Annotated in this window: 12 protein-coding genes; 7 read left to right on the plus strand and 5 right to left on the minus strand. The window is 35.9% G+C overall.

Features of this window, described 5'->3' with window-relative positions:
- Nucleotides 1-279 precede the first annotated feature (279 nt).
- From CY0110_RS13990 to dnaK, 3 genes are all read left to right on the plus strand, one after another.
- On the plus strand, nucleotides 280-1,128 hold the full coding sequence (locus tag CY0110_RS13990) for an Hpt domain-containing protein (RefSeq protein ID WP_008276104.1): 849 nt from the start codon (nucleotides 280-282) through the stop codon (nucleotides 1,126-1,128).
- A 291-nt stretch (nucleotides 1,129-1,419) separates the two neighbouring features.
- Complete coding sequence (grpE, locus tag CY0110_RS13995) at nucleotides 1,420-2,181, plus strand: nucleotide exchange factor GrpE (RefSeq protein ID WP_008276105.1); 762 nt, start codon at nucleotides 1,420-1,422, stop codon at nucleotides 2,179-2,181.
- Between the two features lie 207 nt (nucleotides 2,182-2,388).
- Complete coding sequence (gene dnaK / locus CY0110_RS14000) at nucleotides 2,389-4,452, plus strand: molecular chaperone DnaK (protein ID WP_008276106.1); 2,064 nt, start codon at nucleotides 2,389-2,391, stop codon at nucleotides 4,450-4,452.
- A gap of 156 nt (nucleotides 4,453-4,608) precedes the next feature.
- Here the strand turns inward: dnaK and CY0110_RS14005 are convergent, their stop codons facing one another.
- Together CY0110_RS14005 and CY0110_RS31525 are read right to left on the minus strand one after the other, a co-directional pair.
- The gene (locus CY0110_RS14005; protein WP_008276107.1) at nucleotides 4,609-5,703 is read right to left on the minus strand and encodes a class I SAM-dependent methyltransferase; all 1,095 of its coding nucleotides are present in this window, start codon (nucleotides 5,701-5,703) and stop codon (nucleotides 4,609-4,611) included.
- 165 nt (nucleotides 5,704-5,868) lie between these two features.
- On the minus strand, nucleotides 5,869-8,109 hold the full coding sequence (locus CY0110_RS31525) for an NADP-dependent malic enzyme (RefSeq protein ID WP_008276108.1): 2,241 nt from the start codon (nucleotides 8,107-8,109) through the stop codon (nucleotides 5,869-5,871).
- Between the two features lie 306 nt (nucleotides 8,110-8,415).
- On the opposite strand from CY0110_RS31525, the gene CY0110_RS14015 reads away from it, so the two are divergent.
- Together CY0110_RS14015 and purH are read left to right on the plus strand one after the other, a co-directional pair.
- Nucleotides 8,416-8,634 (plus strand): DUF4327 family protein, encoded by a 219-nt coding sequence (locus CY0110_RS14015; protein ID WP_008276109.1) that lies wholly within the window; start codon nucleotides 8,416-8,418, stop codon nucleotides 8,632-8,634.
- Nucleotides 8,635-8,759: 125 nt separating this feature from the next.
- Nucleotides 8,760-10,310, plus strand: coding sequence for a bifunctional phosphoribosylaminoimidazolecarboxamide formyltransferase/IMP cyclohydrolase (purH, locus tag CY0110_RS14020; protein ID WP_008276110.1), 1,551 nt, complete (start codon nucleotides 8,760-8,762; stop codon nucleotides 10,308-10,310).
- Here the strand turns inward: purH and CY0110_RS14025 are convergent.
- From CY0110_RS14025 to CY0110_RS14035, 3 genes are read right to left on the minus strand one after another with little or no spacing between them, the layout of a single operon-like run.
- Nucleotides 10,307-11,011, minus strand: a complete 705-nt coding sequence (locus tag CY0110_RS14025; RefSeq protein WP_008276111.1) for a YqiA/YcfP family alpha/beta fold hydrolase — start codon at nucleotides 11,009-11,011, stop codon at nucleotides 10,307-10,309. The genes purH and CY0110_RS14025 overlap by 4 nt on opposite strands.
- Before the next feature lie 47 nt (nucleotides 11,012-11,058).
- Nucleotides 11,059-12,597: an HsdM family class I SAM-dependent methyltransferase gene (locus CY0110_RS14030; protein ID WP_008276112.1), complete on the minus strand. Its 1,539-nt coding sequence runs from the start codon at nucleotides 12,595-12,597 to the stop codon at nucleotides 11,059-11,061.
- Nucleotides 12,598-12,608: 11 nt separating this feature from the next.
- Entirely contained in the window at nucleotides 12,609-13,448 is an 840-nt protein-coding gene (locus tag CY0110_RS14035) for an AraC family transcriptional regulator (protein WP_035799440.1), read from the minus strand.
- 139 nt (nucleotides 13,449-13,587) lie between these two features.
- Between CY0110_RS14035 and CY0110_RS14040 the strand changes: the two genes are divergently transcribed.
- Both CY0110_RS14040 and CY0110_RS14045 read left to right on the plus strand, forming a co-directional pair.
- Nucleotides 13,588-14,220 (plus strand): NAD(P)-dependent oxidoreductase, encoded by a 633-nt coding sequence (locus CY0110_RS14040; protein WP_008276114.1) that lies wholly within the window; start codon nucleotides 13,588-13,590, stop codon nucleotides 14,218-14,220.
- A 20-nt stretch (nucleotides 14,221-14,240) separates the two neighbouring features.
- Nucleotides 14,241-14,741, plus strand: coding sequence for an anthrone oxygenase family protein (locus CY0110_RS14045; RefSeq protein WP_008276115.1), 501 nt, complete (start codon nucleotides 14,241-14,243; stop codon nucleotides 14,739-14,741).
- Nucleotides 14,742-14,928: the final 187 nt, after the last annotated feature.

The raw sequence follows: 14,928 nt of genomic DNA on the forward strand, positions 1-14,928 counted from the left end.
CCAATTTAGATAAGATGGGGCATAGTTTCTAAACTAAACTGACTCTATCTTTTAGGATAAATGCTGTTTCGGCAAATGGGGCTTAAAATATATAAAAATCTAACCATCCCTATCAACAATTTTCAAAAAGCGGACTGTTGTTTTGATCCTTTTTAACTTCTACCTCCTTTTTAACCAGCCTGTGTTATTTTTTAATTATTTCAGGGAATCATAAAATTGTACTCTTAAGGATTTGATTGTCTGTCACAACTATTTGACAGATCACAGGAGGGAACAATTTTGGATCAGCAAAAAATACTCGGTTATTTCATTGAAGAAGCCAAAGAACATCTAGAAACCCTAGAAACAGGACTTTTAGAATTGTCTAATGTGGTCGAAGATCAAGAACAACTCAATGAAATGTTTCGGGCAGCTCATTCTATTAAAGGGGGAGCAGCTATGCTAGGTTATAGTAGTATTCAAAAAATTGCTCACCGTTTAGAAGATGCGTTTAAAATTCTCAGAGAAAATAAAATTTCTCCTGATCAAAAGTTAGAATCTCTTTTTTTAAAAGGATATGATGTTTTACAGAATTTAATTGAGAAACTTCAAGGAACTTTTGGATTAAATCCAGAAGAAGCTGATCAAATTGTTCAAGAAACAGAACCTTTCTTTGTTGAACTTCAAGCTTATCTTAATCAAATTATCAATCAAGATGAAAGTTCAAATGAGGAGAACGTTTCTACTCAGATTAAAGGTTTATTAACACAAATGCTATCCTTATTCCAAGAAAAAGCAAATCAGCAAAATCGCCAAAGTTTGCAACAATTATGCACTCAGTTAGGGCAAATTTTTCCTGATACTGAAAATTGGAAAACTTTAACTCAAACTGCATCAAAAGCCATTGCTAATCCTCAACATTCTTACGCAACCCTAGCTCCAGTAATTATTAAGGAATTAAAGCAAAATAGTGATTATATTGAACTGAAACAAGAAAATAAAATAAAGTGTAGTGAAGCTTTACAACAATTAGCTTCAGCCAAATTACCCTATATTTTAGTTAGTTTAGATCCTAATCATATTGCTAAGACTTTACGGAATGTCTTAAACAATCAACAATTATCTCAATTGGCTAAAGCCTTAACCTAAACCAAAATTTTTTCAGACTCATATCTTGCACTTTTGATAAGACTAGCTAGTGAGGATAGGTAAGAAGATTTTATTTTGAGTTGAACTGCTTTAGGATTGACGACCAAACTCAACAATCTTTCGGCATTCCTCAAATTCTCTAGACCTACCAGACTTACTTCAAGGAAATATTGATAGGTTTAAGGGAAGATTATTGTTAATGATGGTAGTATCAATTTAAAACTCTGACAAGTTACCCTATATAATAAAGCATAGGATTTATTATACCGACGGCTTATATATTTTAGCAGAATGTCTACTAAACAAAACGAACAACAACTAGAAAAAAACATAGAAACCCCTGAAGTTGAAGCAACAGAGGACACCCCTGTAACTGTTGAGACAGAAACTGTAATAGAAACAAACAGTACCGCTCCAACGGATGAACCCGTTGAAACAGAAGAAGTAGAAACGCCTACTCCTGTCTCTGAATCTTCTCAAGCAGAGACCCCAGAGGCAACTATCACAGCCTTAACCGAACAATTAGAAGGGCTACAAAACAAACTGCAAGAACAAGCTCAACAGTACGATGTACTCAAAAACAGTCATATTCGCCTAACAGCAGAGTTCGACAACTATCGCAAACGAACAGCCAAAGAAAAACAAGATTTAGAAACTCAGGTTAAATGTAGAACCATTGGAGAACTATTATCCGTCGTGGATAACTTTGAGAGGGCGCGTAACTCCATTAATCCCAATAATGATGGAGAAGCGATTATTCACAAAAGTTATCAAGGAGTTTACAAAAATCTAGTTGATAGTCTTAAACGGTTAGGGGTAAGTCCTATGCGTCCAGAAGGTCAACCCTTTGATCCTCTCTACCATGAAGCTATGTTACGGGAATATACCGATGAATATCCTGAAGGAACTGTCATAGAAGAATTGATGCGCGGTTATATGTTAGGAGACCAAGTCTTACGCCATGCTATGGTTAAAGTAGCAGCCGAAAAACCTGCAGAGTCCCCCGAAAACCCCGAAACTTCTACCCCAGATCAAACTAACTCAGCCGAGTAAATTAAGCAATTATCCCTAAAATACTAGGGAAATTAATGGGTAAGATAAAGATCAAGGAGAGAAGTCGCAGGAACCATAGTGCTACAAGCTAGGGAATAGACAACGATCCATTAAACTATCAAGAATAGGTTCTACTTTTGTTGTTATTCTTAAGTCTCCTGTGACTTTTAGCTGATTAATGATGAACTATTTAAGAAAACAAGTGCTATGGGAAAAGTTATTGGTATTGACCTAGGAACGACAAATAGCTGTGTCGCCGTTTTAGAAGGGGGCAAACCCATAGTGATTCCTAATGCGGAGGGAGGAAGAACAACACCGAGTATTGTGGCCTTTGGTAAAGGGAATCAAAGATTAGTAGGGCAGTTAGCCAAAAGACAAGCAGTCACGAATGCCGAAAATACGATCTACAGTATCAAACGGTTTATTGGACGGCGTTGGGACGAAACCGCAGAAGAGCGATCGCGAGTTCCCTATCAATCAGTTACAGGAAGAGATAATATGGTTAACGTGGAAATTCGGGGGCAACATTACACTGCCCAAGAAATTTCCTCAATGATTTTACAAAAATTAAAAAAAGATGCCGAAGATTATCTAGGAGAACCCGTTAGCGAAGCAGTCATTACGGTTCCTGCCTATTTTACCGATGCTCAACGACAAGCCACTAAAGATGCTGGTACCATTGCCGGGTTAGATGTACGTAGAATTATTAATGAACCCACTGCTGCTGCTTTAGCCTACGGTTTAGATAAGCAAGACGAAGAACAATATATACTGGTGTTTGACTTAGGGGGTGGCACTTTCGACGTTTCCATTTTACAACTGGGAAATGGAGTCTTTGAAGTTAAAGCCACCGCCGGGAATAACCATCTCGGAGGAGATGACTTTGATAACGCCATCGTACAGTGGATGGCGGACAATTTTAAACAAGAGGAAAGTATCGATCTCAGCAACGATAAAATGGCTTTGCAACGGCTCAGAGAAGCAGCCGAAAAAGCCAAAATCGAACTTTCTAGTATGTTAACGACTTCGATTAACTTACCCTTTATTACTGCCGATGATAGTGGCCCTAAACATCTAGAAACAGAACTAACTCGCGCCCAGTTTGAAGACTTAACCAAAAATTTAGCCCAAGCTACTTTAAAACCTCTAACCCAAGCCCTCAATGATTGTGAACTTGAGGCAGAAGAATTAGAAAAAGTGGTTTTAGTGGGGGGGTCAACTCGAATGCCAGCGATTCACCGCGTCATTCAGCAAGTCTTTCCCAATAGTCAAATGGAACGTTCAATTAATCCAGATGAAGCAGTAGCGTTAGGGGCTGCCATTCAAGGAGGTGTTTTAGGGGGCGAAGTCAAAGATGTCTTATTGCTGGATGTGACCCCCCTATCTTTGGGAATTGAAACCCTAGGGGAAGTCTTTACCAAAATTATTGAACGCAACACTACTATTCCCACCAGTAAATCTCAGGTCTTTTCTACGGCAACGGATGGTCAAACCTCTGTAGAAATCCATGTTTTACAAGGGGAACGAGCGATGGCGAGAGATAATCGTAGTTTAGGTAAATGTCTTTTAGCGGGTATTCCTCCTGCCCCTAGAGGGGTGCCACAAATTGAGGTCAGTTTTGAAATTGATGTCAATGGTATTCTAAAAGTGGCTGCCCAAGACCAAGGAACAGGGAAAGAACAGAGTATTGTCATTAGCCATACAGGAGGGTTAAAATCTGGTGAAATTGAGCGAATGCAGAAAGATGCTCATAAATATGCCGAAGAAGATCGTCGTCAAATGAAGATGATCGAAGTCAAAAATCAAGCAGACAGCTTATTTCACACCTATGAAACAACCCTTAATGAAAATAGTGAGTATATTAGTGATGAGTTAAAAGTCAAAACTAAGCAGAAGAAAGAACAACTTGAAGCAGCGTTAACCAATTCTGGTATCAGTTTAGATAAGTTAAAAGCTTACGTAGATGAGTTTAGACAAGTTATATTAACGATGGGGACAGAAGTTTATCAACAGGGTAATATCAACGCTAATGACTTTCAAAATACCTTTGAGGCAACCTTAGGAGAACCTTTAACTACTCACGTTCCCTCACAACCACAAACTGAGTCTTCTTTTGAAAGCACAGTCTCTTATCAAACGACTGCTTCTATCGATATGGATTCTTTAGGAGAGTTTGATGATCTTGAAGATGTTGATATAGAGGAGCTAGAAGTAACTTTTAGTTTTGATGATGATGAAACTATTTCTAATGACTATGAGGCAGTAGATTAGTGATTATGGATCAATGACTCGTTATAAGATACCTTTGGAAAAGGTTTTCAGCGATTTTTTAATGGGAAAGTTCAGTTTTATATAATTGTAGATTATAAATTGACCCCTGCTTACAAACAGGAGGTTGCGATTTAAAATCTAAATGTAAATGTCAATTTACATAGGTTTACGGGCAATCCAATATTTACTCACAAAATGCAGTTGAGTTTCGATCAGTTCAAACCCTGTTTTTTCTAACTTTTTTCCTATATTATCTCTAATATAATCTTGATAATAGGGTTCATGAAACATAGCAGAAAAATTATTCATCATTACTTCAAACTCAGGAGAATCTGATAATTGCATTGAATCGCAAATAATAAAAGTTCCTCCTGGTTTTGTCACCCGAAAACACTCATTAATGACTTCCTGACGGGCAAACTCAGGCAATTCATGGAAGAGAAACACACAGGTTAATCCATGAAAGAAGTTATCTGGATAGGGTAAATCTTCTGCATTAGCTTGAGTCAGTTGGGGGAGTTTCTTCGGATTTTCTGAGAGAAGCTGGTTGGCTTTTCGCAAATAAGCAGGGGATAAGTCAACCCCAAATAAAGAGCCTTTAGAAAGGGTAGCACAAATCCCTTTTAAGGTACGTCCAGTACCACAAGCAACGTCTAACACTTTAATTTGATCAGGTGGAAGAGATGAAAATGTTTTTAAACCCTCTTTTAAAGGGGCAAGAATACGTCGACGCATACTATCAGCTACCCCATTAAAAAGAATGTCTACTTGTAAGTCGTAGAGATTGGCTGATGAATCACTAAGATAACCATCGGTTTGATAATGAAAGTTTTGTAAATAGTAACGGGGATAGCCTTCTTTTTCGATATCCTCTGCAAAGGTTTGATATTGTTTTTGTTGTAATCTTGTCCAGATTTTGGGTAAGTCTAGCCACATTTCAGGATAATAACGCAAGAAATCTGGTAAGAAAGTATCAAATAAAATGTCCACAGGATAAACTCCTTTTTGGGCATCTTGCCAATCGATTTCACACAGTTTATTCCGTCTTTTTTGTAACTCTAATAATAGTTCTGGAGACAGGGGAGTTGTTAGATTTTGACGACTCGGAATGACAGTATCCGTCAAGCGATCGCTGATGGTTTTATGTGCTAGACTGAACACACTTTTACTTTGTTGGAATCCTTGATAAGCCAGCTTAGTTAACGCTTCAGAAAAGAATGATAGTAAGTCAGGATTAGGGGTAGATTGCATTGACAACAGTTTTTAGTAACGGAAGCAAATATTAAAAAACTATTTATTAGTATATCGACTCAAAACAGTTATTTCAATATCTTTCTTTAAGGCAACGGAAAATAGGCAAAAGTCAATTAATAATTAGAATAGCATTGGGACATACTATAAGAAATATAATGATTTCTAAGAATGATTTCCTAAGTCTTGGGCATCTAATACAGCTATAGCAGACATATTAACAATGGTATTGATTTGACAGCCTCTCTGTAGGATATGAATTGGCTTTTTCATTCCCAATAAAATAGGACCAATGGCTTCTGCACCTCCTAATTCATGGAGTAATTTATAGGCAATATTTCCCGACTGTAAATCAGGAAATATTAAAATATTAGCGTTTCCTTTTATTTCGCTCAACGGATAATGTTCTTCAACTAAATTAGAATTAACTGCCGTATCTGCTTGCATTTCTCCATCAATGATTAAGTTTGGTTGTCTCATTTTGACTAATTGAACGGCATTTTTAACGCGATCGCAGAAGGGATGTTTTACACTGCCAAAGTTAGAAAAAGACAGCATGGCAATGCGAGGAACAATATCTAATCTTTTGGCTAAGGTGGCACTCTCTAAGGCAATATCCGCTAAAATTTCGGCGCTGGGTTCAATATTAACGGTGGTATCTGCAAAGAAGTAAACCCTATGTTTAAATAACATTAAATACACGCCAGAAGCGCAGTTAACATCGGCTTTAGTTCCGATAATTTGTAAGGCTGATCTCAGAATACTAGGATACGCTTGACTGACTCCTGCAACCATTGCATTAGCTTGCCCTAACTGTACCATTAACAAAGCGAAAATAGTGGGATCAAGAACACTTTGTTTAGCTTGAGTTAGGGTCATTCCTTTACGTTGACGTAGGGTAAATAATTTTTGAATATAGTGATCTTGTTCACTAAAATTCAAAGGATCGATAATAGGAATATTGTCTAACTCTAAACCCAACTCTGTTATTTTTTGATTAATTTTTTCCACGGAACCAATAAGAATGGGTTTAGCGATTCCTTCTTCTATTAAAATTTGACAGGCTTTTAAGATTTTTGGGTTTTCTCCTTCAGAGAAAACGATAGATTTAGAATTAGTTTTTGCTTTTTGAATACTGTGACGAATAATCTCTTTTGAGATTCCCATCCGTTGTTCTAAGGACTCTTTATAACTATCTAAATCAAGGGATTTTCGAGCTACTCCTGTGTGCATAGCTGCTTGAGCAACGGCAGGAGCTACCCAAAAAAGAACACGATGGTCAAATGGTTTAGGAATTAAATAATTTCGTCCAAAACTAAGCTCTTTTAATCCATAAGCTCGTAAAACAGTATAAGGAACTTCTTCATGAGTCAGTGTTGCTAACGCTTTAACTGCAGCAATTTTCATTGTTTCATTAATATCTGTTGCTCGTACATCTAAAGCCCCCCGAAAGATAAATGGAAATCCTAAAACATTATTAACTTGGTTGGGATAATCCGATCTTCCTGTTGCTATAATGACATCAGATCGAGCATTAATTGCTTCATCATATTCAATTTCTGGATCGGGATTAGCTAAGGCAAAAACAATCGGATTTTCAGCCATTGATTTCAACATAGAAACCGATAAAGCCCCCTTAACTGATAGTCCAATAAACACATCAGCATCTTTAATGGCTTCTTCTAATATTCTGGCTTTAGTGGTCGAAGCAAATAGGGTTTTATATGGATTCATATCTTCTTTTCTGCCCTGATAAATTACGCCTTTTCTATCACACATCATTAAATTCTCAGGATGTACTCCTAATGTTAGATGGAGTTTTGCACAAGCAATGGCCGCAGCACCGGCACCACAATAAACTACTTTAACGGTTTCAATGGATTTGTTGGCGATTTTTAAAGCATTTAATAAAGCAGCAGATGTAATAATAGCGGTTCCATGTTGATCGTCATGAAAAACAGGAATTCTCATCGCTTTTTTTAGGGTTTCTTCAATATAAAAGCTATCTGGTGCTTTAATATCTTCTAAATTAATTCCGCCAAAAGTCGGTTCTAAACTTTTAACAGTTGCAATAAATTGATCGGGGTCAAAAACATCGATATCTGCAAACCGTTTAAACAAAATTGCTTTTCCTTCCATTACCGGTTTCCCTGCTAATGGTCCAATATTTCCTAACCCTAAAACTGCCGTGCCGTTAGTTGCTACTGCCACTAAGTTTCCTTTTGTTGTATAATCATAAACCTGTTCAGAATCTTGATGAATGTGACGACAGGGTTCTGCAACACCAGGAGTATAAGCTAAAGAAAGATCCCTCTGGGTAATAAATGGTTTTGTCCCATTTACCTCTAATTTACCCGGACGACCCAAACGATGATACTCCAGCGCATCTTCACCTAAAGAACCCATTTTAGTGACTCCAAAAAAATTATCGATAATGATAATGATTTTTAGCGATAATTATCAATAAAACTTATTTTACCCCTTAAGTTTTGTCAGGTTAATTTAACTTTAATTAACTCTTAATATTTTTACCCCTACTAGAATGTTACAATGGCTACAATATGAATAGGGGCAAATGCTTGCCGCAGTCAGATGAAACCAGCAATCTGAACTGGTTGTCTTTGTATGCTGTCTATTTATTTTCTTTTTACAAGTCTATATTAACCAAAATTTAAACACGATTAGAGTTAACGCGCAAGGAGAAACTGAATTATGTTAATGACAAGATACACCATAGAAGACATCAAAGATGAGGCACGGCATCTAGTAGAACAAGGTAAGGTAGATAAACAACAAAGAATTTATACTTTGTGTCAATATCTTCCTTCAGGGGAATGGTGCTGCATCGAAACTGAATTAGAAAGAAATGATTTCTTACTCAGAGATTTTATTGCTGATTTGATTCCAATGCAAGACTGGACTAGCGATTAAACAATATTAGGGGTGTAAGGATGGAGCGACTACACCCCTAATATTAATATTTGTTTTAGCTTAGGATAAGCTGACTCATAGGATAATGGGACTAATTGGATGTTTACTTGAGAGATAATTGCCCAATGGCACCGTTAGCCCTACTGAGTGTATCAGATAAAACAGGAATTGTTGAATTAGCCCGTCAATTAGTCAATGAATTTGGTTTTGAATTAATCAGTAGTGGAGGAACAGCAAAAACGCTACAAGAAGCTGGACTAAAAGTTACTAAAGTTAGTGATTATACCGGTTCTCCTGAAATTTTAGGAGGAAGAGTTAAAACCCTCCATCCTCGTATTCATGGCGGTATTTTATCCCGTCGAGATATCCCTCAAGATGTGGATGATATGAACAGTAATGATATTAGTCCCATTGATTTAGTAGTAGTTAATCTTTATCCCTTTGAAGAAACCATCGCTAAACCCAATGTCACCGTAGCCGAAGCCATCGAAAAAATTGATATTGGAGGCCCCACTTTACTACGCGCCTCAGCTAAGAATTTTGCCCATGTGACAGTTTTATCTAACCCCAAATATTACAATAGTTACTTACAAGAATTAAAAGATAATAACGGAGAAACCTCCTTAAGTTTTCGACAAAAAATGGCCGGTGAAACCTTCGCCTTAACTAATGCTTATGATGGGGCTATTACGGATTATTTTGTCAATCTTTCTACAGAAGACACCACCACCTTACCCAGTCGTTACACCGTTGCAGGAACCGCCTTCCAAACTCTCCGATATGGAGAAAATCCCCATCAAAATGCCACTTGGTATCAACGGGGAACCAAAGTCACAGGATGGACAGCAGCCACGCAACTGCAAGGAAAAGAACTCAGTTACAATAATTTGGTAGATTTAGAAGCAGCTAGACGCATTATTGCTGAATTTGACCCCAAAGAACCAGCAGCAGTCGTTCTCAAACATACGAACCCCTGTGGGGTTGCCGTAGCTAATCGTTTAGCGGATGCCTACGAACAAGCCTTTAATGCTGACTCTATTTCGGCCTTTGGAGGCATTGTGGCCTTAAATCAGCCTTTAGACGGAGAAACCGCCGACAAATTAACCAAAACCTTCTTAGAATGTGTCGTAACTCCCGATTGTACCGAAGAAGCTAAGAAGATTATTGCTAAAAAAGGGAAGGTGAGAGTCTTATTATTACCTGATTTAACCCAAGGACCCAAACAAACCGTCAAAGCAATCGCAGGAGGATTGTTGGTACAAGATTCCGATGACGCAGTAGATGTGTCGAATGACTGGGAAATCGTCACAGAAAAGCAACCCACCCCCGAACAACTAGCTGAATTATTGTTTGCGTGGAAAGTAGCCAAGCACGTTAAATCTAATGCGATCGTGGTAACAAAAAATCGTACCACCTTGGGTATAGGTGCTGGTCAAATGAATCGAGTAGGAGCGGTGAAAATTGCCCTAGAAGAAGCGGGAGAAACCGCTAAGGGAGGATACCTCGCCAGTGATGGTTTCTTCCCTTTCGACGACTCTGTACGCACTGCTGCTGCAGCAGGAATAAGGGCGATCGTGCAACCTGGAGGTTCATTACGGGATAAAGACTCTATTGCTGCAGCCAATGAGTTGGGGTTAGTGATGGTGTTAACTAAAATGCGCCATTTTCTTCATTAATAATTGTATCTAATATTGTTTTTAATGCGTTTCCAAATTTCAGGAATCATATCAGTTAATCCATGATTACTATCCAGTTCTATTAATTTAACCCATTCTCTATTTTTAGCATAACTATGACTCGATTCAATGGGCATAACTTCATCGTTTTTACCGTGAAATATTAATGTAGGAATGGAACGCTTTAAAGTAGTTTCGTCATAGGTTTGACCATCAGTGATAAATTGATAACTTAAGGGTAATTCTTGATCATATCCATAATGATAAATAGATAATTCTCTTTGTTTTTTCCAATTATTTAGCGTATTTTGATCAATACTTTGTAACCAATCAGTAAAGAAATTAAAAGCAGGTGCTAACAAAATTAGTTGTTTTACATTTAGGTATTTTTCTGCTGTCCAAGCTGCAGTTAATCCTCCTAAACTTGAGCCGATTAAAATAACAGAATTTTGTTCATTTTTAAGATAAGTTGATATTTGTTGAATTTGTCGAGTTAAGGTTAAATGATAAAAATCGTTTTGATTCAAATCAGGAATGATTAAAGGAATATTTTTAGTAGCAAAAAGAGCTTTGAATTTTTGAGCTTTGATAGAATGAGGACTAGAAGCAAATCCATGTAAGTAAATATATTTTGATTGATGATTTAACATATAGTGATATAAAAATTGGTTAGAATATTTTTTGTCTGTTTCAACTGTCATTCCGAGGAACGAGAAATCTCCACATCCTCGTAATAATAATGGGTAATTTATCTATTAATTATTGATTTAATTAATTTGTTACTCATTAAAATGGCCTCTTTTTCATCTATTTTAGCAAGTTCAATGATTTCATTGACTTTTTGTTTATCCATAGCATCAAATTGCTCAATATTAGGACAATAACTATTATTTAAGTCTCCTGGTTCAAATTTATCTAAGTTATTACCATAGCTTCGTTTATTCATTTTAATAATATCTTGTCCAATATCACTAATGAAATAGATAAATAGTTGATCAATAATATTGGTTCCGAAAATATTGGGATAAAAACCATGATAACAAGTTAAATTAATAACTTGGGTAAAATTCCGAATTACTTTTAATTTTCCTCGATTAAAAACGCCGAATAAAATAGGCGAAGGTTCTCGTTTTTCTAGTTTATACCAAGGTTGTCTATTTTGGGTTAAATATCTTTCATGATAATCTTTTTCTTCTCCCAGTTTAATATAATTGATTACTGATTGAGTATTTGCTTCTTGCACATCTAAACAGTATATTGGTTTATCTTGTTTAATCAATAATTCTAATTCATCATCAGTAAAAATAGCTTTCTTAATTAAATTACTTTTAGTGATACATAAACACAGATTATTATCATTAAGTTGTAATTGTTCAATTTTACTTTTATTTAAGGCAAAAAAATCATTTGCACCGGTGGCAATACCTCGCTTAAAATTACCATATTCTGAAATTTTACAGAAACCTTCAGGAATTTTTTGATCTGAAACTAAAGATAAAATAATCGATGTCCATTTTTTCTGGGGAGGTAATTGACTATTATTTAATTGATGATGATAATAGTTACTAATATTGGCTATTTCTTTAATTTCTTGAGTGTTATGAATGTTCGTTATTTTAATCTCTTGTTTAAGTTGATCATTTTGACACAATAAAATACAAATAGTGGTCGTTGCATCGGGAAAAATGTCTTTTTCGTTAGCAAAAATAATAATCTGTTTTAATAAATAATTTTCTATGAGTGTTTTTTTTATTTCTTTTCCATATCCTGTATTAAAAAATTCAAACGGAAGAATAAAAGCAAGTCTTCCATTAAGATTAAGTTGTTGTAATGCTTTAATGAGAAAAATAGAAGCAATATTAGAATATCCCCCTAATTTTTTACCGATTTGTTGTTCTATTTTTGGAAGTATATCATGTCTATTCTTAAATTTCTGAAACCGTAGATAAGGAGGATTACAAATAATTGCATCATAGTAGTCCATATCTGATTCTAAATAGTCTTGGTTAAAAATAGTAAGATTATTATTGTTTTGGATATTATGTAGGTAGTTAAGAATATTATTATCAATTTCATAAGCGGTAAAATGCCATTGATATTGTAATTTTAGTTTGCTAATTTCTTCATAAAAAATACCTAAACCAAAAGCAGGGTCGAGTATTTTTTCAGGATGATTTTCTGTGACCCATTTAGCCATCATTTGAGCAACTAGAGAAGGAGTAAAAAATTGTCCATACTCTTTTCTATAATTAATAGGAATGTTACTAATATAATCAGATTGACGCATTACATTTTCACCTAACTTATACGATAAGCTTTTGGAGTCATACCAGTTAATTGTCGAAACTGTTTACTTAAATGACTATGACTACTAAATCCACAATTTAAAGCAATATCAAGAATAGATTGATTAGTTTGTTTTAATAATTGTTTAGCTCGTTCTATTCGTTGCTCAATTAAGTATTGATGAGGAGATAAACCAACAGATTGCTTGAATAAACGACTAAAATGAAATTGACTAATATCAAGTAATTGAGCTAAATTTTCTAGTTTCAGATTTTGGTCAAGATGAGCTTCAATATAGTCAAAAACTTGGCTGAGTTGATAAGGAGATAATCCTCCTTGATAAGTTGATAATATAGGTTTAGTTATGCCATGATTTCGGATAAGATTAACCGCTAAAACATTAGCTAAAGAGTCAAAATAAAGTTGATTGTTAGACACTTCTTTTTGACATTCTTCAAGCAGCATCATTGTAATTCCTTGAATATGGGAATCATGCACCTGAAATTGAGGCATGAGTTCAAAAAAATTACTATCAGAATCAAGGGTTTCTTGAGCAATATTCTGCAAAAACTCGGTTTTAATTTGAATCTGTAAACAATTTTCTTGACCCTTCCAGCGAACAAATAAAGGGACATTAGCCGGGGTAATCAATATTTCCCCAGGACGATATAACCCGTTATAAGTCACACCATCCTGAATCTGCAAATATTCAAGGGGACGGGATGCGAGGGAGATAAATATAGTATGTTTATCCTCACAAAGATAGTTACCTTCTCCAGGGGGGTTTTGGAGGTGTTCAACTCGGATATTTTCAGGCCGTTGCGTCTGTTTCGGTAAAGAAAGGGAATTCATACTATTTAACGTTTTGGCTAAATTATAGGCAAGAAAATGAAAATTGACCGCAAGATTGTTTAAGTAAAGCAAGAATAGGATAGTTTCTCAACAGAAAAATCTCTAAGCTGACAGTGTTGTTACGATTTAGGAGATATTAATGATGAAACTCGTAGTATTTGGTGCAACTGGAAATGTTGGTCAGCAAGTGGTAAAACAAGCACTTGAACAAGGCCATGAGGTGACAGCTTTTGCACGAAACCCCCTCAAACTCAATATTAAGCACCCCAAACTGACGCTATTTCAGGGAGATGTCATGGAGAGCGCAAGGGTCCAACAAGCACTACAAGGTCAAGATATCGTGGTGTGTACCTTGGGTTCTGGAAAAAAATTAACGGGGACTGTTCGCTCACAAGGCACTCAAAACATTATCTTAGCTATGAAAAAATGTGGGATGAAACGGTTAATTTGTCAAACTACGTTAGGACTGGGTGAGAGTTGGGGAAGTCTCAATTTTTACTGGAAATATATTATGTTTGGCTTCATTTTGCGGAATGTGTTTGCAGACCATCAACAACAAGAAGAGACGGTAAAAAACAGTGATTTAGAGTGGACAATTATTCGACCAGCAGCGTTTATAGAGGGTGAATGTACCGGTGAGTATCGCCACGGTTTTCCAGGAACGGATAAGACTTCAAAACTAAAAATTACCCATGCTGATGTGGCTGATTTTATCTTGAAGCAATTGGTTGATGATTTCTATCTCTATCAAGCACCAAGTTTATCTTATTAAATTAATAAAAGGAGTTTTTCATGTTAACAGAAGTAATATTACCAATTTTTTTGAGTATAGCCACACTTTTATGTTCTTTAGTCGCTGGATTTTTGTTTGCTTTTGGTTTAGTCGTCATGCCAGGAATACAACGTTTAAATGATAAAGAGTTTATTCGCAGTTTTCAGGTTATCGATGGCATTATTCAGAACAATCAGCCGATTTTTGTCCTAGTTTGGATTGGTTCAGTGGTATTTTTAATCACTTCTGCTATGCTTGGTATTGGGCAATTAAACGAATTTGTGCCTCTGCTGATTATCTGTGCATTGGTTTACATTTTTGGGGTTCAATTACCGACTTTCATGATCAATGTTCCCTTGAATAACAAACTACAAACTTGGGATGTTATCAATATGAATGAAACCACATTAAAAGTAGTCCGTTTTGATTTTGAATCCCGTTGGAATCGATGGAATATCATTAGAACAATTTTTGCGTGTTTTACATCGACTCTGTTAATCATTCTACTGTTAAAAATTTAGCCGAAACAGAAGGATTTTTTATTCAGGGGAGTTAGTGTTTTACACTAACTCTTCTTATTATTATTGAATTGAATTAAATGTTACAGTAATTTCTTGTTTTCTAGTTAAACACATAGCAATACCTTTTTCATAATAAGCGGATTCATTAGTGATAAATAAAGGTAGGGTAGGCATTGCCCACCTTACA

It is taken from the genome of Crocosphaera chwakensis CCY0110, assembly GCF_000169335.1.
GTDB lineage: Bacteria > Cyanobacteriota > Cyanobacteriia > Cyanobacteriales > Microcystaceae > Crocosphaera > Crocosphaera chwakensis.